Source organism: Streptomyces griseus, from assembly GCF_900460065.1.
In the GTDB taxonomy this organism is placed as follows: domain Bacteria; phylum Actinomycetota; class Actinomycetes; order Streptomycetales; family Streptomycetaceae; genus Streptomyces; species Streptomyces griseus.
The window spans coordinates 247912-270939 of sequence record NZ_UAVD01000028.1; the positions used below are offsets into that span (position 1 = coordinate 247912).

Sequence of the window (23028 nt, forward strand, 5' to 3'; positions counted from 1 at the left end):
CCCTGGCACAGCACAGTGCTCAGTAAGCGCAATACCACTGTACCCCGGATTCGCGCATGTGTGTTGGACGAATTCATCGGAACGGTATGAGGGCCCCGGCTGACCAGGCCCTTCCGCCCTGGGCTGAGCGGGCTATCGTTCCGTTCATGGAGACGCCTGACCACGCCACTGAGAACCCCGCCGAAGCTTCCGCAGCCACCGGGATCGCCGCCCAGGACTGGGCCACCGCGGCAGCCGACCCGCAGTACCGCGCCGCGGTCGTGGACCTGCTCGGCGCCCTTGCCTACGGAGAGCTGGCGGCCTTCGAGCGGCTTGCCGAGGACGCGAAGCTCGCGCCGACGCTCGGCGACAAGGCGGAGCTGGCGAAGATGGCCGCCGCCGAGTTCCACCACTTCGAGCAGCTCAACCAGCGGCTCACCGCCGTGGACGAGGACCCCACCGCCGCGATGGAGCCGTTCGCCAAGGCGCTCGACGACTTCCACCGCCAGACGGCGCCGTCCGACTGGCTGGAGGGCCTGGTCAAGGCCTACGTCGGCGACTCGATCGCGAGCGACTTCTACCGCGAGGTCGCGGCCCGGCTCGACACCGACACCCGGTCGCTGGTGCTGTCCGTGCTCGACGACACGGGCCACGGGAACTTCGCCGTGGAGAAGGTGCGCGCCGCGATCGAGGCCGACCCGCGACTCGGCGGACGGCTCGCGCTGTGGGCGCGCCGGCTGATGGGCGAGGCGCTGTCGCAGGCCCAGCGGGTGGTCGCCGACCGCGACGCCCTCTCGACGATGCTGGTGGGCGGCGTCGCGGACGGCTTCGACCTGGCCGAGGTGGGCCGGATGTTCTCCCGGATCACCGAGGCCCACACCAAGCGGATGGCGGCGCTGGGACTGGCCGCGTAACACCCGGCCACCGGGGCCCTTCGTCCGGATCATGTCGGGCTCGCGGATTCCGGACGACAGGGCCTAAGCCGCCGCCGACCGGGCGAGGCGGCGGCCGCGTGGGCGGATCAGGAGCGACAGCGTCACCGCCCCGACGGACACGGCTCCGATCAGCGTCCCGACGATGTGGTCGGTACCCAGCGCCGCATGCGTCAGATACGCGCCGAACAGGGCGCCCAGCGTGCCGGTGAGACAGACCGCACGGCCCGACGGCAGTCGGTCGGCCAGTGATCGGAGCGCCGCCCAGGACAGGGCGAGTCCGAGGACGGCGGCGCCGAAGGATTCCCAGATCACGGAAGATCACCTCGCGGGGGTGTGCGGGGCGGGCAAATCGGTCGTAGGCGGTACTACCCCCGGCCTGCGCGGAACAACCCTCCGGCGGCCCGTTCCGACCCGTACGGGAGATCCGTGCGGGAGAGGCGGACGGAAGACGGGAGCGGCCCGGCGGGGAAATCCCCGCCGGGCCGCTCCCGTGATCCACGCGTCCGATGGACTACAGCGTCCCGAACCCCACCCGCCGGGTGGTCGGCTCACCGATCTCCACATACGCGATCCGGTCGGCCGGCACCAGGACCTTGCGGCCCTTGTCGTCCGTGAGGCTGAGCAGCTCCGCCTTGCCGCCCAGTGCCGCGGCGACCGCGCTCTCGACGTCCTCGGCGGAAAGCCCGCTCTCCAGAACGATCTCGCGGGGCGTGTGCTGCACCCCGATCTTGACCTCCACGGCTATGTCCCTCCGACGGTCAGTCCTTGCGCGGCGAACCGCGCCGTACGCAGCCACATTAGCCCGGCGGGAGCGGGGCTCAGGGCCCGACCGGCAACGCCCGCAGCGAACACGGCGTCGGACGCTCCCCGCCCGCGGGCTCAGCTCTGCTCGACGCCGTGCAGCGGGAAGCCCGCGATGCCCCGCCAGGCCAGCGAGGTGAGGAGCTGGACGGCCGTGTCGCGGGGGATGGTGGACCGGCTGGAGAGCCAGTAGCGCGCCACCACCTGGGAGACGCCGCCGAGGCCCACGGCCAGCAGCATGGACTCGTCCTTGGACAGGCCGGTGTCCCCGGCGATCACGTCGGAGATGGCCTCGGCGCACTGGAGGGAGACCCGGTCGACCCGCTCGCGCACGGCGGGCTCGTTGGTCAGGTCGGACTCGAAGACCAGCCGGAACGCGCCGCCCTCGTCCTCCACGTACGCGAAGTAGGCGTCCATCGTCGCCTCGACGCGCAGCTTGTTGTCCGTCGTGGAGGCCAGCGCCGTGCGCACGGCCTGGAGCAGGGACTCGCAGTGCTGGTCGAGCAGGGCCAGGTAGAGCTCCAGCTTTCCGGGGAAGTGCTGGTAGAGCACCGGCTTGCTGACGCCGGCCCGCTCGGCGATGTCGTCCATCGCGGCGGAGTGGTAGCCCTGCGCGACGAAGACCTCCTGTGCGGCGCCCAGCAGCTGGTTGCGCCGGGCGCGGCGGGGAAGGCGTGTACCCCGCGGGCGCGCGGCCTCTGTCTGCTCGATGGCTGTCACGCCGCCTCCCAAATATGTGTTCCAGCACAGCCGGTCCGTGCACGCTGCGCCGTACAGCCATCGTACTTTTGGGTAACCCGGGTGTGCGCGGCGCGGACGCAGAATTTCATGGACCGGACGGCTGTGGAAGCCACAGTTCTCCCAGGTGGTGAGCAAACCGGGGCGTACTACCGGTAATCGTCCTCATCCAGGGGGATCACCCTGCGCTGTTCCGCCACATCGGCCTCGTTGGCGGCGCCCGGGTCGACGCTTCCGGCGCTTTCGTCCTCCTCGGGGCGGACGTCCGTCCGCTGCTCGGCGGCGTCCGCCTCGGGAGCCTCCGGCCCCGCGTCCTCCGGTTCGGCGTTCTCGAAGGTGTCCGGGTCGCTCGGGTCGACCGTCATGTGCGCTCCCTTCCTTCCCTGAAGCGTAGGAGCTACCCGCCCGCCCCGCGATGCGGCCTGTGACGGCGAACACATGAATCGTGGCGTGATCGTCTCGTAACATTGGCGCATGTCTTCGACCGAGCTGCCGGGTGTCCAGGCCGCCGCCGCCGCGGTGGCTCCCACGGTCAGTGCCGTCCGGGTCGCCGACGGCGAACGGCTGCGCTCCGTGTCGCTGCCGGGGATCGGCCTGAACCTCCGCTGCCGGCCGGGCGACCGGACCGGGCTGCCCCCGGCGCTGTACGTGCACGGACTCGGCGGCTCGTCGCAGAACTGGTCCGCGCTGATGCCGCTGCTGTCCGACCTGGTCGACGGCGAGGCGGTCGACCTGCCCGGATTCGGGGACTCGCCGCCGCCGGACGACGGCAACTACTCGGTGACCGGACACGCCCGTGCGGTGATCCGGCTGCTGGACGCGGAGGAGCGGGGGCCCGTCCACCTGTTCGGCAATTCGCTGGGCGGCGCCGTCGCCACCCGGGTCGCCGCCGTCCGCCCCGACCTGGTGCGCACCCTCACCCTGATCTCGCCCGCCCTGCCGGAGTGGCGGGTGCAGCGGCCCGCCGTCCCGACCGGTCTCCTCGCGGTGCCGGGGGTCGCGTCCCTGTTCTCCCGGCTGACGAAGGACTGGACGGCGGAGCAGCGGACGCGCGGAGTCATGGCACTCTGTTACGGCGATCCGGCACGGGTCTCCGACGAAGCCTTCCGCAACGCGGTGGCCGAGATGGAGCGACGGCTGGAGCTGCCGTACTTCTGGGACGCGATGACGCGTTCGGCCCGGGGCATCGTCGACGCGTACACCCTGGGCGGCCAGCACGGACTGTGGCGCCAGGCCGAGCGGGTGCTCGCACCGACCCAGCTCGTGTACGGCGGACGGGACCAGCTCGTCTCGTACCGGATGGCGCGCAGGGCGTCCGCGGCCTTCCGCGACGCCCGGCTGCTGACCCTGCCCGACGCGGGGCACGTGGCGATGATGGAGTACCCGGAGGCGGTCGCCCAGGCGTTCCGGGAACTGCTGGACGATAGCGGCGGGAGCTGATCCGGGGCGTGGGACGACACAGTCGAAAGGGGTCCGGGGCGATCAGCCCGGACACGGCGGCAACGGAACCGGGCGGCGAGCGCCCGGCGGCGAGGCCCGCACCCGGCGGCGGGCGGCGCAGGCGGACCGGCCCCGCGCCCACCGGTGACGGGCGGGGCCCGTTCTCCGCCGACGCCCCGCAGGTGCGCGGCGGCCATCCCGAACAGCGTGAGCAGGGCGGCGGCTGGGGCGCCGGGCCGGCCCCCCGTCGCGGCCAGGAGTCCGGCGGCCCCGCGCCCCGCAGCGCCCCCCACGCCCAGGCGTCCTCTCCGCACCCCGGCCGGTACGCCGGCCCGGACAACCGTCCCGGTGACGCCCGGCCGTATCCCGGCGGGTCCGCCGGGCCCCAGGACGCCGCCCGTCAGCAGGCAGTGGCCCGTCAGGTGTCCGCCCAGCGGGCGGCCCAGCGCGCCGCGGACGGCCGGGCCGCGCGGCAGCCGGCGCCGGCGGACGCCCCGCTGCCGGGCCCGCGCCGGGAGTTCGTCGACGCCTTCGACACCGACACCCCGTCGGGTGCGCCCACCGCGCCGCCGGGCGGGACCCCGGCCGGCGTGGACGACGCCGACACCGAGGCGGGGGAGCCGGACGAACGCGCCGCGGCCCGGGGCGGCAAGGGGCGGACCTTCACCGGCATCGCTGCCGCCGCGGTGACCACCGTGCTCGCGGTCGTGGTGGCCGGACAGGTCGCCGAGGACTCCGGCGGCCGTACGGCCGCCGCACGCGCCGCCGACGTGGAGCGGCAGGGTCCGGGCGGCGAGGCCTCGCGCTCGGACGCCCGCCCGACCCCGGAGCAGCCCTCGGTGAAGCCCGAGGTCAAGCCCCTCTCGTACGCGGCCAAGATGGCGCAGCCGTTTCCGCTCGCCGCGGACCTCAGGGCGAGCGGCACGTTCGAGGCGGTGCCCGGACTCGCGAAAGCCCCCGGGAAGGGGCAGAAGCACCGCTACCGGATTGATGTGGAGAAGGGCCTGGGCCTCGACGCCGGGCTGTTCGCCGAGGCCGTGCAGAAGACGCTCAACGATGACCGGAGCTGGGCGCACAACGGCGCGATGACCTTCGAGCGCATCTCGTCCGGGACCCCGGACTTCGTGATCACGCTCGCCAGCCCCGGCACCACCGGCGAATGGTGCGCGAAATCCGGTCTCGACACCACGATCGACAACGTCTCCTGCGATTCCGCCGCGACCGACCGCGTCATGATCAACGCCTATCGCTGGGCGCAGGGCGCCGCCACCTTCGGTCCGGAGAAGCTGCTGTCCTACCGTCAGATGCTCATCAACCACGAGGTCGGCCACCGGCTGGGCCACAACCACGTGAGCTGCCGCACCCCCGGCGCCCTGGCCCCGGTCATGCAGCAGCAGACCAAGACCCTGAAGCTGGACGGCGTGGCGTGCAAGCCCAATCCCTGGGTGCACCCCAAGGGCTGACGACTCCCGCACGCCCTCGCCGCGGGACCGCGGCGGCCCGCCGGGCGGCCCGTGAGGACCTGGCCCCGGCCTGACTCTCCGTAACAACCGACCGCTGTATCGCGACGGAACGCGACCGGGGCGGGAAAGTTACGACGGTTCACCCCTTTCGGTGGTGCGACGGACAACCGTCCGTCGCGCCACCGGCGTATCCGCTTACGGTCGTCCCGCTGCGGGTCGCCATTTCAACGGCGGCCCCCCACAAGGGAGATCGGGGGTGTACTCGTGCGGATCGGACTGCTCACCGACGGTGGTTATCCGTATGCGACCGGTGAGTCCAGACTCTGGTGCGACCGACTGGTGCGCGGACTGCCGCAGCACGAGTTCGACCTGTTCGCGCTGAGCCGCTCCGCCCACCAGGAGGACCAGGGCTGGGTCCGGCTGCCGCCCCGGGTCAGCCGGGTGCGCACCGCGCCGCTGTGGACCCCCGAGGACGGCACCCTGCGCGGCAGCGGCGAACGCGGCCTGCTGGCCCGGCTGGTGACCGGCGGCGAACAGTCCTACGGACGTCGCGACCGCAGGCGCTTCGCCGAGTGCCTCACCGCCCTGGCCACCGCGATCTGCACCCGCGACGAGGCCGGCACGGCAGCGGGGGAGGGGACGGGCGCGGAGCTGTTCGCCGAAGGACTCCACGGCCTCGCCGAACTCGCCCGCGAGCGCGGCGGACTCCACCTCGCCCTGCGCTCGGAGGACACCGTCCGGATCCTGGAGGCCGCCTCCCGCGCCCCCGGCACCGGCCGCACCGTGCAGAGCGCCACCGTCCCCGACCACCTCGCCTTCGCCGCCGAGCTGGAACGCGCGCTGCGCCCCCTCTCGCTGGACTGGTACGACCAGGAGAGCCTCGGGGCCGTCGACCTCTGTCACGCGGCCTCCGGCGGCCCGGCCGCCCTCCCGGGACTCCTGGCCAAACGCTTCTTCGGGGTGCCGCTGCTGGTCACCGAGCACGGCGTCCCGCTGCGCGCGCACTACCTGGCCGCCTGCGACACCCCGTACGCGCCCCCCGTGCGGGCCCTCCTCGCCGGATTCCACGGCCGGCTCGCCACCGAGGTCTACCGGCAGGCCGCGCTCATCACCCCCGGCAACACCCATGTCCGCCGCTGGCAGCAGCGCTGCGGCGCCGACCCCGCCAAGCAGCGCACGGTCTACCCGGGCATGGCGGCCGAGCGGTTCGGCCGGGTCGGCGAGGACGCCGAACGCCTCGGCGCGGCCGGGGACAGTGACGACGCGGGCGGCCCCGACACGCTCGTCTGGGTCGGCCGCATCGAGCCCGCCAAGGACCTCGTCGCCCTCCTCCACGCCTTCGCCGAGGTCCGCCGCGCCGAGCCGGGCGCCCGGCTGCGCCTCTTCGGCGCCCCGGCGGACGGCGACGAGGCCACCGCCTACCGCGCCCACTGCGAAGCCCTGGCCGCCCAGCTGTTCCCGGACGAGGCCACCGGTGCGCACGCCGAGGGCGTCTGCCCGGTCACCTTCGAGGAGATCGGCGGCCCCGAGGTCCCCGACCTCGCCGAGGCCTACGGCGCGGGTGGCGTGATCGTGCTGTCCAGCGTCGTCGAGGGCTTCCCGGTCAGCCTCGTCGAAGCCATGTTCTGCGGTCGGGCCACCGTCTCCACCGACGTCGGAGCGGTCGTCGAAGTCATCGGCGGCACCGGCCTGGTGGTGCCCCCGCGCAATCCCAAGGCGCTCGCCGACGCCTGCGTCGCGCTGCTGCGCGACCCCGAGCGTCGAGCACGCCTGGGGGCCGCCGCAAGGGCCCGCGCCCTCGAACTCTTCACCGTCGAACAGAACCTCGCGGCATTTCGCGGCATGTACCTGGAGCTGATCTCCCGCACCCCGGTGCGCCGCGAGGCCGACACCGTGGACGCCCACGGCGACCCGCTGCCCTTCGCCACCCCGCCGGAGGCCCGCCTCCTCGGCCACTGGACCCAGCCCGGGCCGCACCTGCGCGCACAGCCGGGCCGGGCCCGGCCCGGTGAGCCCGAGCCGCAGCACGCGCGGGAGCCGGAGCCCGAGGGCGTCTGCGCGGTCGCGGCAGGGCCGGCGGGGGACGGCGATGCGTGACCACCCGGCCCTCCACCGACCGAGCCCGCACGAAGCGACCCCGCGTGCACCGGTCCTCCGCGAACCTGCCTCCCGCGAGCGGGCCTTCCGCGAACCCGTCCTCCACGAACGGGCTTTCCGCGTACCTGCCGTTCACGAATCGCCCCTCCGCGAACCTGCCTCCCGCGAACCGGCTCTCCGAGAACCGGGCCTCCCCGGCCCCGGAGACCGCCCCGACCCCGGAGACCCCCCGATGACCCGTCCGGACGACCCGGCGATCCCCGCGTCCGCTCAGGAACGCCCCGCGGAGATCCGGCCCCGCACCACGGCGCGCCGGACGCCCGGCGGCGCCTCCCGCCGGGGCCCCGCCGACCCGGTGAAGACCCTCCTCCACCACCACCGCGACCTGTGCGAACGGGCCGTGGACCCGCTGGAGATCGCCGCCGGACTGGAAGCGCACGGGCTCACCGACCGCACCGCCGCCCGCTACCGCCACCGGGACGTCTTCGCCCTCGCCGAGGAGCTGTACGCCCGGGTCCCGCCCCGTACGCGAGCACCCGCCGCCGGCCCGACCACCGGTTCCGTCCCCGTCCCCGGGCCCGACGCCGATGCGCGGGCCGCGTGGACGCTCCTCGCCCTGCTCCCGGGGGCCGCCTGCCTGGCGACCGCCGGGGTGCTCCGGGTCACCGAGGGCGTCCTCGGCGACGGGACGCGGGCCCTCGTCACCGTGGTCGGCGCCGTCCTGGCCTGCCTGGCGCTCCGGGCGTGCCTGGCCCGCGGCCCGCTGCGCGCCCCCGAAGGAGCGGGCCGCGCGGGGATGTACGGCTGCTGGCTGCTGAGCTACGCGGTGTACGGCGAGGAACTGCTCGCCCAGGTCATGACCGGCGGACCGGACGGTCCGTGGGACGGCACCCCGGCTCCGCTGCTCGGGCTCGCCGCCGCCGTCGCCCCGGCCGCCTGGTGCGCCCACCTCTTCACCGTCCACGCCCAGCGCAGACTGGCCGGAAGCCGCGCCCTGGAGGAGTTCGGCGCGGGCGTCCGGCCCCTGCTCCTGGCGTCCGTCACCCTCTTCCTCGGCGCGCTGCTGCCCCTGCTCCTCCTGGCCGACCTCGGTCTCGGCGGCAGCGGCACGCCGGTCGCGGCGGCCTGCCTCGGGGTCCTGTTCTTCGTCGCCCGGCTGCTCGCCGCGCACGGGCTGCCCGAGCCGGGCACCGCGGCGCTCGCCGCCGCCTGCGCCGTCGAGGCGGGCGCCCCGGCGCTCGTCCTCGCCGCCCGGCTCCCCGGGCTCGAACCGCTCGCCCAGCCCGTGAACGCCCTCGTCTCGACGGGCGGGACGGGAGCCGTGTCCGCCCTCGCCTGCGGCGGGGCCGCCGTCGGACTGCTGCTGCACGCCGCGTTCGCCCTCTCGCGTGCCTCCGCGCACACCCGGAGCTGAGCCGGGGCCACCGACGTACCACCGCACGACCCACCGGCGTACCACCGCACGCCCCGCACACGGGCCACCGCCCCGCCCCAGCCACCCCGACCGTTCCACCGCTTCACCGCCCCTCCCGCGGAGCCGACGCCGCGGGCCCGTACAGCAACCGCACGACCGACTCGACGACCTAGGAGAAACCCGCCATGACCCCCCAATCCCCCGCACCGGCAGTGAGCCGTCGGCACCGAGGCGGTGCGCGATGAGGGTGCTGCTGCTCGGAGCCAACGGATTCCTCGGCCGCTTCGTCGCCGACCGTCTGCTCGCCGATCCAGCCGTCCACCTCACGGCTCTGGGCCGCGGCGACGACGCCGACGTCCGGTTCGACCTCGCGGGCGGCAGCCCCGGGGCGCTCACCCGCTTCCTGGACGCCGTCCACCCCGGAGTCGTCGTCAACTGCGCGGGCGCCACGCGCGGCGGGGCGCGCGACCTCACCCGGCACAACACCGTCGCCGTCGCCACCGTCTGCGAGGCCCTGCGCCGCAGCGGCTGCGGGGCCCGCCTCGTCCAGGTCGGCTGCGCCTCGGAGTACGGGCCCTCGCAGCCCGGGTCCTCCACCGCCGAGGACGCGGTCCCGCGCCCCGGCGGCCCGTACGGCGTCAGCAAGCTCGCCGCCACCGAACTGGTTCTCGGCTCCGGCCTCGACGCCGTCGTCCTGCGGGTCTTCTCGCCCGTCGGCCCCGGCACCCCCGCGGGCTCCCCGCTCGGCCGCCTCGCCGAGGCGATGCGCCGGGCCATGCAGTCCGGCGACGGCGAGCTGAAGCTCAGCGGGCTCGGCGTGCAGCGGGACTTCGTCGACGTACGGGACGTGGCGCGGGCCGTTCACGCCGCCTCGCTCTCCGCCGCCCAGGGCGTCGTCAACATCGGCACCGGGCGGGCCGTCCGCCTCCGCGACGCCGCCGCGGTCCTGGCGAGGGTCGCCGGGTACGCGGGCGCGCTCCACGAGCTGGACACGCCCCCCGCACGCCTGCCCATCGGGGCCCCGCGCACCTCCGCCGAGTCCGTCATGGAGCACCTCGCGGCCACCCCGTCCCCGTATCCCGACGGCTGCGGCGCCTGGCAGCAGGCCGACGTCCGCACCGCGCGGGACCGGCTCGGCTGGCGGCCCCGGATCAATCTGGAGGAGTCGTTGGCGGACATCTGGATGGAGGCGGCGTGCCGCATCTGACCGCTCCCGCCGACGCCCGGCGGACCGCGGGCGGCGAACAGCTCGGGTTCGGCGTCCCCGGCTACGCCCACCCGCTGCTCGCCCCCGCCGAATGGGCCGAACTGGCCCGCCCCGGCACCCCGCTGCACTGGGCCGTCCTCAACATCGCGGACGGCCCCGGCTCCCGGCCCGACCCGCACTGCCTGGAGGCCGCGGGCCGGCTGCGCAACGCCCGTGAACGGGCCCTGCACGGTGAGGCCCCGGACGACACGGTCCGGGCCTCCGGCGGCAGGCTGCTCGGCCACCTCGACCTGGCCTGGGGCGAGCGGCCGTTCGAGGAGCTGATCGCGGACGCCCGGTCCTTCATCGACTGGTACCGGATCGGCGGCTTCTACCTCGCCCGCTGCCCCGCCGAGCGGGCCGAGCTGCCGGCCGTCCGCCGGCTCACCGGGACGCTCCACGCCCTGCTGGCGGAGAGCGACAGCGCCGACGACGGGGGCCGTCTGGTGCTGGGCCTCGGCACGCACCCGCATCCCGGGTACGCGGAGGCGGCCGACCAACTGGTCACCTTCCGGGGGCCCTGGACCGACTACCGCTGGTCCCAGGTGGCCGAGTGGACGGCCGACTACCCACCGGAGCGCTTCGCCCACTTCGTCCACGGGGTGCCCCGCACCCACCTGGAGGAGGCGATGCGCATCGCGCGCTGGCAGGGCGCCGGGACGATCTTCTTCACCGACCGGAACGTCCGGAACGACCGGGACGAACGAAGCGGACAAAGCGACCCATTCGCCGCGCTGCCCAGTTACTGGGACGAAATCGTCTCGCGGATCGGACCTGGTATCTCGGAATGAGAAGGGGCGTGGCAGTGTTACGGGGAGAACAACCGTACGTAGTCGGCCGTGAGAAGCCGGTCTCCGTAGAATCCGACCACCTGCATTGTTGAGGTTCCTGTGTCGCTGCCACCCCTGGTCGAGCCAGCTGCTGAGCTCACCGTCGACGAGGTCCGCAGGTACTCCCGCCACCTGATCATCCCGGATGTCGGGATGGACGGACAGAAGCGCCTGAAGAACGCCAAGGTGCTGTGCGTCGGCGCCGGCGGCCTCGGCTCGCCGGCCCTGATGTATCTGGCCGCGGCCGGTGTCGGCACGCTCGGCATCGTGGAGTTCGACGAGGTCGACGAGTCGAACCTGCAGCGCCAGATCATCCACAGCCAGGCCGACATCGGCCGGTCCAAGGCGGAGTCCGCCAAGGACTCCGTGCTCGGCATCAACCCGTACGTCAACGTGGTCCTTCACGAAGAGCGGCTCGAAGCCGAGAACGTGAAGGAGATCTTCGCGCAGTACGACCTGATCGTGGACGGCACGGACAACTTCGCCACCCGCTATCTCGTCAACGACGCCGCGGTGCTGCTGAACAAGCCGTACGTCTGGGGCTCGATCTACCGCTTCGACGGCCAGGCCTCCGTGTTCTGGTCCGAGCACGGGCCCTGCTACCGCTGCCTCTACCCGGAGCCCCCGCCGCCGGGCATGGTCCCCTCCTGCGCCGAGGGCGGCGTGCTGGGCGTGCTCTGCGCGTCCGTCGGCTCCATCCAGGTCACCGAGGCCATCAAGCTGCTCGCCGGGGTCGGCGACCCGCTGGTCGGCCGACTGATGATCTACGACGCCCTGGAGATGCAGTACCGCCAGGTCAAGGTCCGCAAGGACCCCGACTGCGCGGTCTGCGGCGAGAACCCCACCGTCACCGAGCTCATCGACTACGAGGCCTTCTGCGGCGTCGTGTCCGACGAGGCCCAGGAGGCGGCGCTCGGCGCGACGATCACTCCCCAGCAGCTCAAGGAGTGGATCGACGGCGACGAGAAGATCGAGATCATCGACGTCCGGGAGAAGAACGAGTACGAGATCGTCTCGATCCCCGGCGCGAAGCTGATCCCGAAGGGCGAGTTCCTCATGGGTACCGCCCTCCAGGACCTTCCGCAGGACAAGCGCATCGTCCTGCACTGCAAGACGGGCGTCCGCAGCGCCGAGGTCCTCGCGGTCCTCAAGTCCGCGGGCTTCGCCGACGCGGTGCACGTCGGCGGCGGCGTGATCGGCTGGGTCAACCAGATCGAGCCCGAGAAGCCGGTGTACTAGGGAGTGGTGCGAGAAGGGGCCGGTCCGCGACGCGGACCGGCCCCTTCCGTGTGCCGGGAGCTATCCGCAGGTCTTCCCGTCCTTGGGGACCTTCCCGTCCAGGAGGTAGGCGTCGGTCGTCGCGGTCACACAGTCGTTGCCGCCGTAGGCCCCGTGCCCCTCGCCCTTGTTGGTCACCAGGACGCCGACGCCCCGGCCCAGCTCGTCCGCCATCCGCCGAGCCCCCTCGTACGGGGTCGCCGGGTCGCCGGTCGTCCCGACGACCAGGATCGGGCCCGCGCCGGGCGCGCTGGTCTCCGGCGTCTCGTGCTCCCCCTCGACCGGCCACTGGGCGCACCAGCCGGCGGTGTCCCAGGCCAGGAACGGGCCGAAGACCGGTGACAGCTTCCGGAACTCCGGCAGCAGCGCACGGGCCTCGTCCACGGTCGGCCGGGACGCCGAGTCGGCGCAGGAGATCGCCCGCTGGGAGTGGCTCTGGGTGTCGTAACGGCCCTTCTCGTCCCGGCCGTTGTACGAGTCGGCGAGCCGGAGCAGACCGTTGCCCGTGCCGGCGTTCTCCGCCTCGTCGAGCGCGGCCGTCAGTGCGGGCCAGCCGGACTCGGAGTACAGGGGCGTGACGATGCCGGTGATGGCGAGCGACTCGCTCAGCTCGCGGCCCGAGTCGGTCGGCAGCGGGCTCCGGTCGATGCGGGCGAGCAGCCGGGCGATGCGCTCCGAGCCCGCCTTCGGGTCCTGGCCGCCGTCCTTGAGGTAGTTCTCCAGGGCGCGCTGGAAGCCCGTGGCCTGGTTGCGGGCGTGCCCGATCCCGTCCGCCGTCGGGTCGACGACCGCGTCGAGCACCACGCGCCCCACCCGCTGCGGGAAGAGGTGCGCGTACGTCCCGCCCAGCTCCGTACCGTAGGAGAAGCCGAGGTAGGACAGCTTCTCGTCGCCCAGGACCTCGCGGATCAGGTCCAGGTCGCGGGCGGCGTCGGACGTGCCGACGTGCGGCAGGATCGCGCCCGAGCGGCGCTCGCAGCCGGCGCCGAAGTCCGCGGCGTCCTCGATGAACGCCTTCTCCTCGGCCGCCGTGTCCGGGGTCAGGTCGACGCTCCGGTGGGCCTGCTCCTGCTCCTCGTCGGTGCGGCAGCGCACCCCGGAACTGGCCGCGACCCCGCGCGGGTCGAAACTCACCAGGTCGTAGCGGGAGTTGAGGTTCGCGTACGCGTCGGCCGAGCGCGGCAGCGTATCGACGCCGGAGCCGCCGGGGCCACCGAAGTTGAACAGCAGCGAGCCGATCCGCCGCTCCTTGTCCCGGGCCTTCTTGCGGACCAGCGCGACGGACAGCGTCTCCCCCGACGGCCGCGCGTAGTCCAGCGGTACGTCCACGCTCGCGCAACGCCATGCGGAACCGGGTGCCTTGCCGCCCCGCGGGGCGGGGCAGCGCTTCCAGTCGAGGCGCTGCGAGGTGAGGGCGGAGGGCAGCTTCGGCGTCCCGGGGGAGTCCTCGGCCTCCGTCGGCGCGGGCGTGGCGGAGGGGTCGGCGGGACGGCCGCCCGCCGGATCGCTCACGTCCGGCTCCGAGCTCGACAGGCCGCAGCCGGCGAGCAGTCCCGCCGCGAGGAGAGCTGCTCCTGTCGAGACGGCGGCCCGCTGGGCACGACGGTGCGCACGCATGATCCGGCTTCCCTCCCCTTGGGGGCGTCGGGCCCGAAGCCGGTGGTGACGCGTCGGGCGGCTGTGCTGTGCGGCCATGCTAACCGCCTTGGGCGGCAGGGGAGTCGGGGGTCGGGGTCACCCGCAGACGGTGCCGGACTTCGGCACCCTGCCGTTCAGCAGATAGCCGTCGACCGTCCGTTGCACACACGCGTCCTTGCTGTTGTACGCCCCGTGCCCCTCGCCCTGGTAGGTGAGCTCGACGCCGACTCCCTCGCCCAACCGGTCCACCATCGCCTTCGCGCCCGCGTACGGGGTCGCCGGGTCTCCGGTGTTGCCGATGACCAGGATCGGGGCGGAGCCGGGGGCGCTGACGTCCGGGGTCTTCCAGGCGCCCGCCACCGGCCAGCCGGTGCAGCTCATCAGGCCCCAGCCCAGGTAGTCCCCGAACAGCGGGGACGCCTTGCGGAACGCGGGCAGCGCCGCCTTCGTCTGCTCCAGGGAGAACCGCTCGCTGCTGTCCGCGCAGTTGATGGAGATGTTGGCGGCGTTGGAGTTGTCGTACCGGCCGTCCTCCGAGCGGCCGTTCAGCGAATCGGCCAGGGCGAGCAGCAACCCGCCGTTCCCGCCGCCCGCCTCGTCCAGGCCCTGCTCCAGCAGCGGCCAGGTCTCCTGGGAGTAGAGCGCGGACGCGATGCCGGTGGTGGCGAGCGTCTGCGTCAGCGCCCGGTCGCCGAGCCCGTCGATCGGCTGCTCCTCCAGCTCGGCCAGCAGGTCGGCGATGCCCTGCTCGACCTCCTGCGGGGTGGCCCCGGGCAGAGCGCAGTCGTCGCGCTCCGCACAGTCCTTCGTGAAGTTGTCCAGGGCGAGCTGGAAGCCCTGCGCCTGTCCGAGGGAGGACTGCTCGGCGTCCTTCGTGGGGTCGACCACCGCGTCGAAGACCGCCCGGCCGACCTTGTCGGGGAAGAGGTGGGCGTAGACGCCGCCCAGCTCGGTGCCGTACGAGATGCCGAAGTAGTGCAGCTTCTCGTCGCCCAGCACCGTACGCATCAGGTCCATGTCGCGGGCGGCGTTCGTCGTGCCCACGAAGGGGAGTTCGGGGCCGGAGTTCTCCTCGCAGTCCGCGATGAAGTCCTTCTGCCCCTGGACGAACCGCTTCTCCTCGGCCGCGTCGTCCGGGGTGGAGTCCTCCTGGTAGAAGGCGTCGAGCTGGGCGTCGTCCGCGCACTCGACGCCCTCGCTGCGGCCGACCCCGCGCGGGTCGAAGCTCACCAGGTCGTACCGGGTGCGGAGTTTGTCGTACTCGGTGCCGAAGGCGGGCAGCGTCGCGACGCCGGACGCGCCGGGCCCGCCGAAGTTGAACACCAGCGAGCCGATCCGCCGCTTCTGCTCCTTGGCCTTGCCCCGCACCAGCGCCAGCTCGATCGTGCGGCCGTCCGGCTTCGCGTAGTCGAGGGGTACGTCCATGAAGGAGCACTCCCACACCACGCCGCCGGGCAGCGGGGACGGTGACGCGCCGCCGCCCTGAGCCGCGTTCGGGGGCGGGCACGGGGACCAGTCGAGCTCCTGGGACGCCAGGTCGTCGGCGGTGGAGGACGGCGAGGCGGTCGAGGCCCCGGTCGGCGTCGAGGCCCCCTCCCCGTCACCGTCGTCCGAACAGGCGGCCAGCGGCAGCAGCACGGTGGCGGTGGCGGCGAGGGCGGCGGCGCGCAGAGCGGGGGAAGTCCTCATGCCCCCATCGTGCGGCGGGCCGCCGGGGAGCGCGGCCGGGCACGGTCCATGCGGGTGGCGGCCGGGGGCGCGCCGCCGCCGCGGGGCTCCCGCCCGGCTACAGCTCGCCCTTGCGGGTGAGCTGGTTGAAGGCGATCCACCCGGGCAGTACCGGCAGCCACAGCGTCATCACGCGGTACAGCAGCACTGCGGGCGCCGCGACCTCCTTCGGCAGCCCGACCGCGATCAGGCCCAGCGTCAGGGCCCCCTCGACCGCGCCCATGCCGCCCGGGGTCGGGGCGGCCGAGCCGAGCGCGTTCCCGGCGAGGAAGACCACCGCGATGCTCGCGTAGCTCAGCTGCGGCACGTCCGGGCCGCTGAACGCCCGGATCGAGGCGTCCAGACAGAGCACGAACAGGCCGGTCAGCAGCAGCATGCCGCCGATGCCGGTGAGCAGCTTCTGGGGCCGCTGCACCACGTCCAGCATGCGCGGCACGACCCCGGCGAACAGCGAGCGCACCCGGGTCACCACGAACTTCCGCAGGAACGGGATCGCCGTCACCACCAGCACCAGCACCGCGACCGTCAGCAGACCCGCGATCACCGTCCGGGACGGGGTCAGCGAGTCCGGTGTCTTCTCCGTACCGGTGAGATAGCCGAACAGGGCCAGCAGCATGATGTGCGCACCCAGCCCGAACAACTGCGACGCCCCGACGCTCGCCACCGCGAGACCGGGGCGCACCCCGGCCCGCTGGAGGAAGCGGGTGTTCAGCGCCACGCCCCCGACCGCCGCGGGCGCCACGATCTTCACGAACGAGCCGGCCACCTGCGCCTGCACGGTCTTCAGGAACGGCACCCGCTCCGGCACGAAACCCAGCAGGCTCATCGCCGCCGCCACGTAGCTCAGCGCCGAGAAGCCGAGGGCGGCCGCCACCCAGCCCCACTCCGCCTGCTCCACGACCGTCCCGAAGTCGGCCTGGGTGACCTGCGAGATCAGGAAGTACGCGGCGATGGCCCCGGCGATGAAGCTGAACAGGGTGCGGGGTTTGATGCGCTCCAGGCGGACCGGCTCGACCGGGGCCAGCGGGCGGATCAGCAGCACCTGACGCCGGATCTGGGCGAGCAGATCCTCCTCGCGGGCTTCCTCCAGCGCGTCGTCGATGGCGCGCTTCTCGGCCTGCTTCTCGGTGCGCAGCGTCTTGCGCTCGGCCTTGTGGTCCGCCTTTTCCCCCTTGGGGCCCGTCCCCGGGCCCGGCTTCCGCTCGGCTCCCAGGCCCGTGCCCTGCTCCGGGACGGCGCCGTCGGCGGCCTCCGCCGCGGCCTGCGCCTTCGCCTGCTTGGCCGCCTGCGAGGCCTCCACCACGGCGTCCCGCTCGCGCTGCGAACGCTCGCGGGCGATCCGGCGCAGCGTCGCCCGGGTGGAGCGGCTCAGGGCGATCGGCTGGAGCAGCGGCAGACAGTCCGCCACCGCGTCAGGACCCAGCACGGCCAGCGCCCCGGCGACCGACCGTTCGGCGCCGACGCGCAGCCCCAGCGTGGTCAGCAGCTGGGCCACGTCCATCCGCAGCACCAGATCACCGGCGGCGATCTCGCCGCCGCGCAGATCGGTCACGAACGCCCGGCCGGAACGGTCCACCAGGAGCGCGTCTCCGGTCAGCCTGCGGTGCGCGATGCGCCGTGACTGGAGGGCCTTCACCTGACGCCAGGTGCCGCGCACCAGTTCGTCGGTGATCTCCTCGTCCTCCATCGAGTCCAGCGTCCGGCCGCCGATGTGCTCGTAGACGAGCATCACCGCGTCGGGGCCCAGCTCCGAGGTGGCGATCAGCTTGGGCGCGTTCGCCCCGGCGGCGATGGCCGCGTACGCGAGCAGCGCCTCCTGCTCCAGCGCCTGGCGCAGCGACTGGATCGACCGGCGCTGGGTGATCCCGCGCAGCGTGAGCCGCCGCCAGGCCCGGTAGAAGAACCCCTGCGCCTGCTGTTCCCGGTCGACGACGGTGACGTCCAGCGGGGGGCCGTCCTCCAGCGTGACCAGATAGCGCCGCCCCCGGTCCCCCTGGTCGGCGTTGTCCTTGTCCGGGGCGTCCTCGGTGCGCATCGCCGCGACGGGGCGGAAGCCCACGTGCCGCAGCCCGGCCATCAGGTGCTGGCCGGTGGGGCGGACGTTCGGCGAGCCGACCGCGTACAGCGTCCCGTACGCCACGGTCCACCCGATCAGCACGGTGAGGATGATCGAGAAGGGGGTGGTGTACCCGCCGACCAGCATCGCGAACGCGTCGAGCAGCAGCACCACCCACAGCACCACGCGCCAGCGCGGCCGCCGGGCCATCCCGACCGCCGTCATGTACGCGATGACCGGGGCGAGGTAGCCGTGCACCGGGTCGGTCAGACCGCCGGCCGTCTGCGGCTGGGTCAGGGCGTCCTGGATGGTGCCGGGAGCGGACCGCGAGACCCAGAGGTCCGTGGCGAGCGTCACCCCGTGGGCGAGCACGGCCGCGAGCACGCCGTCCGCGATGCGCAGCCCGTCGCGTTTGATGAGGCGTTCGATGGCGAAGGCGACCGGCACCAGCAGCACGGCGATGCTGGACACCAGACCGGCGATCTTGATCAGCAGATCGGGCGCCTGTTCGGTGCCCTTGGAGATGTCGTCCTCCAGGCCGGTGGTGGTGCCCTGGGCGAACGCGGCGATCGAGAACAGGACCCCGATCGCGAGCACACCGATGAGCAGCCGCATCAGGTCCGAGGGGCGGTGCACCCGGGCGGGGAGCAGCGGCTCGTCGCCGGAGACGCGGTCGGTCAGCGCGGCCTCGGCCGAGGCCCGCGTGGAACCGGCCAGATGTCCGGTGGTGGACGTCGTGGGGCCGTCGGCACGGGGCGCTCCGGGGGACTCGGAATCACCCTGCGGGCGCTCCCCGGCATCGGAGGCGTCCGCCGCCTTCGGTGGCTGCACGCCCTGCTCCTTCATCGCCTCTGGTTCGTCTTCGTGTTCTGGTATCACCGGTCACCGCCCGCATGATGGTGGCACGGCCCGTAGACGGAGGAGGGCATCAGGGTGCATCGCACGGGCGCGGGATGCGCAACATACGCCCCTTTGCACCTGTGTGCACGCGGTGTGTCCGGACGGGTACCGTTTCGGCCGCGCTGTCGGTGGCGTACGGCAGGATGGGACGGATGAGCCAGGACCAGACGGACGGGGGCGGGTCCGGCACCGCCCCGACCGGCGCCGAACTGCCGGAATACGCGGAGCGCGTCCTCGATGTGACCGACCTGATCCCGCCCGGCCGGGTGATGACGTACGGCGACATCGCGGAGTGGCTGGGCGAGGGGGGACCCCGCCAGGTCGGCCGGGTCATGGCGCTGTACGGATCGGCCGTGCCGTGGTGGCGCGTCGTCCGCGCCGACGGGACGCTCCTCCCCGCCCACGAGCTGCGGGCACTGGACCACTACCGCGCCGAGGGCACCCCGCTGCGCGAGGCGTCGCACCAGGCGGAGGGGCACATTCCACGCATCGACATGCGCCGCGCCCGCTGGGACGGCGGTGCGCGACCGGACGGCGGCGCCGGTGGGCGGCCGGGAACCGCGCCTCGGGAAGGCCACGGTCCGGGGGGTGACCCGGGCGGCCGGGACGGTGACGCCCGCGGCGCGCGCGGTCGGGGCGGCGACGGCGGCGCGGGCGGTCGGGGCGAGAAAGCTCACACCTGACAGCTTCCGCCATCGGCCCCCGGGGGACACGGCTCGACGCGGCAGAGCCCGCGCCGGCCGTCGCGCGCGTGACGGGGGGCGCGGCCCAGCCGCCGCCTCCCGCGCCGTCGCTGGCGTAGCGTCGTCATCGCGCGGCACGCTCCGCCTCTTCCCGCTTCCCCGTCCGCACCGACCCCGTCCCTCATCACCCGTACACCCGCGTACATCCACCAGGACCGGCGATCCACGTGAGCACCTCCTCCACCCGGCACAGTCCGCACCGTGAGTCACGGCCGCGGACCACGGGTGCGTACCGCCTGGTCCGCACCCCGCCGGGTTCCGTGGATCCCCCCCTCCTGGACGCAGGCCAGCGTGCGGTGGTTGACCACCCGGGCGGCCCGCTGCTGGTCCTCGCCGGACCCGGCACCGGCAAGACCACCACCCTCGTCGAGTCCGTCGCCGCCCGGGTGAACCGGGGCGCCGACCCGGCCCGCGTCCTCGTCCTCACCTTCAGCCGCAAGGCCGCCGTCGAGCTGCGGGACCGGATGGCCGCCCGTCTCGGGGCGGCGCGGGGCCCGCAGGCGACCACGTTCCACTCGTTCTGCTACGCCCTGGTCCGGGCCCACCAGGACGCCGATCTCTTCGCCGACCCGCTGCGGCTGCTCTCCGGGCCCGAGCAGGACGTCACCGTCCGCGAGCTGCTCGCGGGCCAGCTCGACCTGGAGAAGGCGGGCCTGGCCCACGTCCGCTGGCCGGACGAGCTGCGGTCCTGCCTGACCACCCGCGGCTTCGCCGACGAGGTGCGCGCCGTGCTGGCCCGCAGCCGCGAACTGGGCCTCGGCCCGGACGCGCTGGCCGCCTTCGCCCGCCGCACCGGCCGTCCGGACTGGAGCGCGGCGGCCCAGTTCCTCGCCGAGTACCTCGACATCCTCGACGCCCAGGGCGTCCTGGACTACGCCGAACTGGTGCACCGCGCGGTCCTGCTCGCCGAGCGCCCCGAGGTGGCGGAGCGGCTGGCCGGGAGCTACGACGCGGTGTACGTCGACGAGTACCAGGACACCGACCCGGCCCAGGTGCGCCTGCTGCACGCGCTGGCGGGCAACCGGGGGCGCACGCCGGAGTACACCCGAGGGCGCGGCGAAGAGGGGCGGGGCGACGGCGGGCGGGGCGACGGCGGGCGGGGCGAGGAGGCGCGCGCCGGGGGTGCGCGAAGCGAGGCCGCGCGCGGCGGGCGGACGCTGATCGCCTTCGGCGACCCCGACCAGTCGATCTACACGTTCCGGGGCGCCGACGTCAACGGCATCCTCGACTTCCCGGACGCCTTCCGCCGGGCGGACGGGGACCCCGCGCCCGTGGGCGTCCTCACCACCTCCCGCCGCTCCGGGGCCGGACTCCTCGCGGCGACCCGGCTGCTCACCCGCCGGATGCCGCTGACCCGGCTGCCCGCCGACATGGTCCGTGCCCACCGCGACCCGGCCGCCGTCCGCGACGGCGGCCGGGTCGAGACCTACACCTACCCGACCGCCTCCACGGAGCTGGAGAACATCGCGGACCTCCTGCGCCGCGCCCACCTGGAGGACGGGGTGCCATGGCAGGAGATGGCCGTGCTGGTCCGGGCCGGAGGCCGCTCGCTGCCCGCGGTCCGCCGCGCCCTCACCTCCGCCGGCGTCCCCCTGGAGGTCGACGGCGACGACCTGCCGCTGCGCCACGAACCTGCCGTCGCCCCGCTGCTGACGGCCCTGCGGACGGTGGCGACGGCAGCGCTGCGAGGCCTCCTCGACGGGGACCGGGACGAGACGGACGGGGCGGGCCGGGACGAGGCGGACGGGGCGGATCCGGGCGAGACCGCCGGGGCTGACCAAGGCGACACCGCCGGGGCTGACCCGGGCGAGACCGCCGGGGCGGGGCGTGCGGGGGCCCGGACGTCGTCCTGGCTCGACACCGAGACCGCCCTCACCCTCCTCACCTCGCCGCTCGGCTCCATGGACGCCGCCGATCTGCGCCGCCTCGGCCGCGCCCTGCGCGACGAGGAGCGCGCCGCCGGGATCCGGGTCCCCGCCCCCTCCGACGAACTGCTGGCCCGCGCCCTCGCCGAGCCCGAACGACTCGTCACCCACGACCCGGCGTACGCCCACGGCGCGCAGCGCCTCGGCGCGCTCCTGCGCAAGGCCCGTGAGCTCCTCGAAGGCGGCGGCACCGCCGAGGAGGCCCTGTGGGCCCTGTGGAACGGCACCCCCTGGCCCGGCAGGCTGGAGCGGGCCGCGCTGCGCGGCGGTGCGGGCGGGCGCAACGCCGACCGCGATCTCGACGCGGTGTGCGCCCTGTTCGAGACGGCCGCGCGTGCCGAGGAGCGCACCGGCGGGCGCGGGGCCCTCAACTTCCTCGAAGAGGTCGACGCCCAGGACATCGCCGCGGACACCCTCTCGCGGCGGACCGCCCGCCCCGACGCCGTACGCCTGATGACCGCCCACCGCTCCAAGGGCCTGGAGTGGCGGCTCGTCGTCGTCGCCGGCGTCCAGGAAGGGCTCTGGCCCGACCTGCGCCGCCGGGGCTCCCTCCTGGAGGCCGACCGGATCGGCCGCGACGGACTGGCCGAACCCCTCACGCCGGGGGCCCTCCTGGCCGAGGAGCGCCGGCTTTTCTACGTCGCCGCCACCCGCGCCCGCGACCGCCTCGTCGTCACCGCGGTGAAGGCCCCCGCCGACGACGGCGACCAGCCCTCCCGCTTCCTGACCGAGCTGGGCGTCGAACCCCGCGACGTCACCGGGCGCCCGCGCCGCCCCCTCGCCGTCGCCGCGCTCGTCGCCGAACTGCGCGCCACCACCGTCGACCCGGCCGCCTCCGAGGCGCTGCGCGAGGCCGCCGCCCACCGCCTCGCCCGGCTCGCCGCGCTCACCGACGACGAGGGGCAGCCACTGGTGCCCGCGGCCCACCCGTACCGCTGGTGGGGCCTGGAGGAGCCGACCCGCTCCGCGGTGCCGCTGCGCGACCGCGACCAGCCCGTCACCCTCTCCGGCTCAGCCCTGGACCAGCTCGCCAACACCTGCGCCCTCCAGTGGTTCCTGGGCCGCGAGGTGAAGGCCGACGCCCCGGCCACCGCCGCCCAGGGGTTCGGCAACGTCGTCCACGTCCTGGCCGACGAGGTCGCCTCCAGCCGGACCCCCGCCGACCTGGACGTGCTCATGGAACGCCTGGACTCCGTGTGGAACGGCCTCGCCTTCGACGCCCCCTGGAAGTCCGAACAGGAGAAGGACCAGGCCCGCGCCGCCCTGGAACGCTTCCTGCACTGGCACGTCCTGGACCGGGGCGGCCGGACCCCCACCGCGAGCGAGCACGACTTCGATGTGACGCTGGAGGCCGGCGAGTACGCCGTCCGCATCCGGGGCTCCATGGACCGGGTCGAACAGGACGCCGAGGGCCGGGCGTACGTCGTCGACTTCAAGACCGGCAAGGGCGCCCCCACCAAGGACGAGGTCGCCACCCACCCCCAGCTCGCCGTCTACCAGCTCGCCGTCCGCGAGGGCGCGGTCGACGAGGTCTTCGACGGCCGGCGGCCCGAGCCGGGCGGCGCCGAACTGGTCCAGCTCCGGCAGCCCGCGCCCAAGAAGGAGGGCGGCGACGCCTTCCCCAAGGTCCAGGCCCAGGAACCACTGGCGGGGGAGTGGGTCTCCGACCTGCTCGCCACCGCCGCCGGAAAGGTCCTGGACGAACGGTTCACGCCCACCACCGGAACGCACTGCTCCCACTGCGCCTTCCGCGCCTCGTGCAGCGCACAGCCGGAGGGGCGCCACGTGGTGGAGTAGCCGCCGCATCCGGTCCCCGG

17 protein-coding genes are annotated in these 23028 nt (G+C 74.2%); 10 read left to right on the top strand and 7 right to left on the bottom strand.

Features of this window, described 5'->3' with window-relative positions:
• The first annotated feature begins 146 nt into the window (after positions 1-146).
• Positions 147-893 carry a ferritin-like fold-containing protein gene (locus tag DTB53_RS18885; protein WP_012379143.1) on the top strand — a complete coding sequence of 249 codons (747 nt, stop codon included), beginning with the start codon at positions 147-149 and terminating at the stop codon, positions 891-893.
• A 63-nt stretch (positions 894-956) separates the two neighbouring features.
• Here the strand turns inward: DTB53_RS18885 and DTB53_RS18890 are convergent, their stop codons facing one another.
• The 4 genes from DTB53_RS18890 to DTB53_RS18905 all read right to left on the bottom strand — a co-directional run bounded on the left by DTB53_RS18890 (position 957) and on the right by DTB53_RS18905 (position 2818).
• A complete protein-coding gene (locus DTB53_RS18890; protein ID WP_003966468.1) occupies positions 957-1226 on the bottom strand; it encodes a hypothetical protein in 270 nt (89 codons plus the stop codon).
• A 199-nt stretch (positions 1227-1425) separates the two neighbouring features.
• Positions 1426-1653, bottom strand: a complete 228-nt coding sequence (locus DTB53_RS18895) for a DUF3107 domain-containing protein (protein WP_003966467.1) — start codon at positions 1651-1653, stop codon at positions 1426-1428.
• Positions 1654-1793: 140 nt separating this feature from the next.
• Complete coding sequence (locus tag DTB53_RS18900; RefSeq protein WP_003966466.1) at positions 1794-2435, bottom strand: TetR/AcrR family transcriptional regulator; 642 nt, start codon at positions 2433-2435, stop codon at positions 1794-1796.
• Between the two features lie 167 nt (positions 2436-2602).
• Positions 2603-2818, bottom strand: coding sequence for an Rv3202a family protein (locus tag DTB53_RS18905; protein WP_003966465.1), 216 nt, complete (start codon positions 2816-2818; stop codon positions 2603-2605).
• Positions 2819-2927: 109 nt separating this feature from the next.
• On the opposite strand from DTB53_RS18905, the gene DTB53_RS18910 reads away from it, so the two are divergent.
• The 7 genes from DTB53_RS18910 (at position 2928) to moeZ (ending at position 12182) form a co-directional block, all read left to right on the top strand.
• Entirely contained in the window at positions 2928-3893 is a 966-nt protein-coding gene (locus DTB53_RS18910; RefSeq protein ID WP_042496185.1) for an alpha/beta fold hydrolase, read from the top strand.
• A gap of 8 nt (positions 3894-3901) precedes the next feature.
• Positions 3902-5356: a DUF3152 domain-containing protein gene (locus tag DTB53_RS18915; RefSeq protein WP_042496182.1), complete on the top strand. Its 1455-nt coding sequence runs from the start codon at positions 3902-3904 to the stop codon at positions 5354-5356.
• A gap of 264 nt (positions 5357-5620) precedes the next feature.
• Entirely contained in the window at positions 5621-7453 is a 1833-nt protein-coding gene (locus DTB53_RS18920) for a DUF3492 domain-containing protein (protein ID WP_012379139.1), read from the top strand.
• 232 nt (positions 7454-7685) lie between these two features.
• Positions 7686-8867 (top strand): hypothetical protein, encoded by a 1182-nt coding sequence (locus DTB53_RS18930; RefSeq protein ID WP_106431690.1) that lies wholly within the window; start codon positions 7686-7688, stop codon positions 8865-8867.
• Between the two features lie 241 nt (positions 8868-9108).
• Positions 9109-10074 (top strand): NAD-dependent epimerase/dehydratase family protein, encoded by a 966-nt coding sequence (locus tag DTB53_RS18935; protein ID WP_003966459.1) that lies wholly within the window; start codon positions 9109-9111, stop codon positions 10072-10074.
• Positions 10062-10904, top strand: a complete 843-nt coding sequence (locus DTB53_RS18940) for a spherulation-specific family 4 protein (RefSeq protein ID WP_003966458.1) — start codon at positions 10062-10064, stop codon at positions 10902-10904. The genes DTB53_RS18935 and DTB53_RS18940 overlap by 13 nt, the downstream gene beginning before the upstream one ends.
• A gap of 99 nt (positions 10905-11003) precedes the next feature.
• Positions 11004-12182: an adenylyltransferase/sulfurtransferase MoeZ gene (moeZ, locus tag DTB53_RS18945; protein ID WP_003966457.1), complete on the top strand. Its 1179-nt coding sequence runs from the start codon at positions 11004-11006 to the stop codon at positions 12180-12182.
• A 60-nt stretch (positions 12183-12242) separates the two neighbouring features.
• Here moeZ and DTB53_RS18950 read toward each other — a convergent pair whose 3' ends face one another.
• The 3 genes from DTB53_RS18950 to DTB53_RS18960 form a co-directional block, all read right to left on the bottom strand.
• A complete protein-coding gene (locus DTB53_RS18950; protein ID WP_042496176.1) occupies positions 12243-13838 on the bottom strand; it encodes an alpha/beta hydrolase in 1596 nt (531 codons plus the stop codon).
• A gap of 117 nt (positions 13839-13955) precedes the next feature.
• Positions 13956-15548: an alpha/beta hydrolase gene (locus DTB53_RS18955; RefSeq protein ID WP_012379135.1), complete on the bottom strand. Its 1593-nt coding sequence runs from the start codon at positions 15546-15548 to the stop codon at positions 13956-13958.
• A gap of 97 nt (positions 15549-15645) precedes the next feature.
• Positions 15646-18474: a lysylphosphatidylglycerol synthase transmembrane domain-containing protein gene (locus tag DTB53_RS18960; RefSeq protein WP_042498315.1), complete on the bottom strand. Its 2829-nt coding sequence runs from the start codon at positions 18472-18474 to the stop codon at positions 15646-15648.
• 221 nt (positions 18475-18695) lie between these two features.
• Between DTB53_RS18960 and DTB53_RS18965 the strand changes: the two genes are divergently transcribed.
• Both DTB53_RS18965 and DTB53_RS18970 read left to right on the top strand, forming a co-directional pair.
• Complete coding sequence (locus tag DTB53_RS18965) at positions 18696-19226, top strand: MGMT family protein (RefSeq protein WP_003966453.1); 531 nt, start codon at positions 18696-18698, stop codon at positions 19224-19226.
• A gap of 227 nt (positions 19227-19453) precedes the next feature.
• Positions 19454-23008, top strand: coding sequence for an ATP-dependent helicase (locus DTB53_RS18970; protein ID WP_012379132.1), 3555 nt, complete (start codon positions 19454-19456; stop codon positions 23006-23008).
• Positions 23009-23028: the final 20 nt, after the last annotated feature.

Excerpts from the sequence above, each read along its gene's own strand:
- DTB53_RS18910 (WP_042496185.1), top strand. The coding sequence starts at position 2,928 with ATGTCTTCGACCGAGCTGCCGGGTGTCCAGGCCGCCGCCGCCGCGGTG.
- DTB53_RS18930 (WP_106431690.1), top strand. The coding sequence starts at position 7,686 with ATGACCCGTCCGGACGACCCGGCGATCCCCGCGTCCGCTCAGGAACGC.
- DTB53_RS18935 (WP_003966459.1), top strand. The coding sequence starts at position 9,109 with ATGAGGGTGCTGCTGCTCGGAGCCAACGGATTCCTCGGCCGCTTCGTC.
- DTB53_RS18905 (WP_003966465.1), bottom strand. The coding sequence starts at position 2,818 with ATGACGGTCGACCCGAGCGACCCGGACACCTTCGAGAACGCCGAACCG.
- DTB53_RS18885 (WP_012379143.1), top strand. The coding sequence starts at position 147 with ATGGAGACGCCTGACCACGCCACTGAGAACCCCGCCGAAGCTTCCGCA.
- DTB53_RS18955 (WP_012379135.1), bottom strand. The coding sequence starts at position 15,548 with ATGAGGACTTCCCCCGCTCTGCGCGCCGCCGCCCTCGCCGCCACCGCC.
- DTB53_RS18950 (WP_042496176.1), bottom strand. The coding sequence starts at position 13,838 with ATGCGTGCGCACCGTCGTGCCCAGCGGGCCGCCGTCTCGACAGGAGCA.
- DTB53_RS18965 (WP_003966453.1), top strand. The coding sequence starts at position 18,696 with ATGAGCCAGGACCAGACGGACGGGGGCGGGTCCGGCACCGCCCCGACC.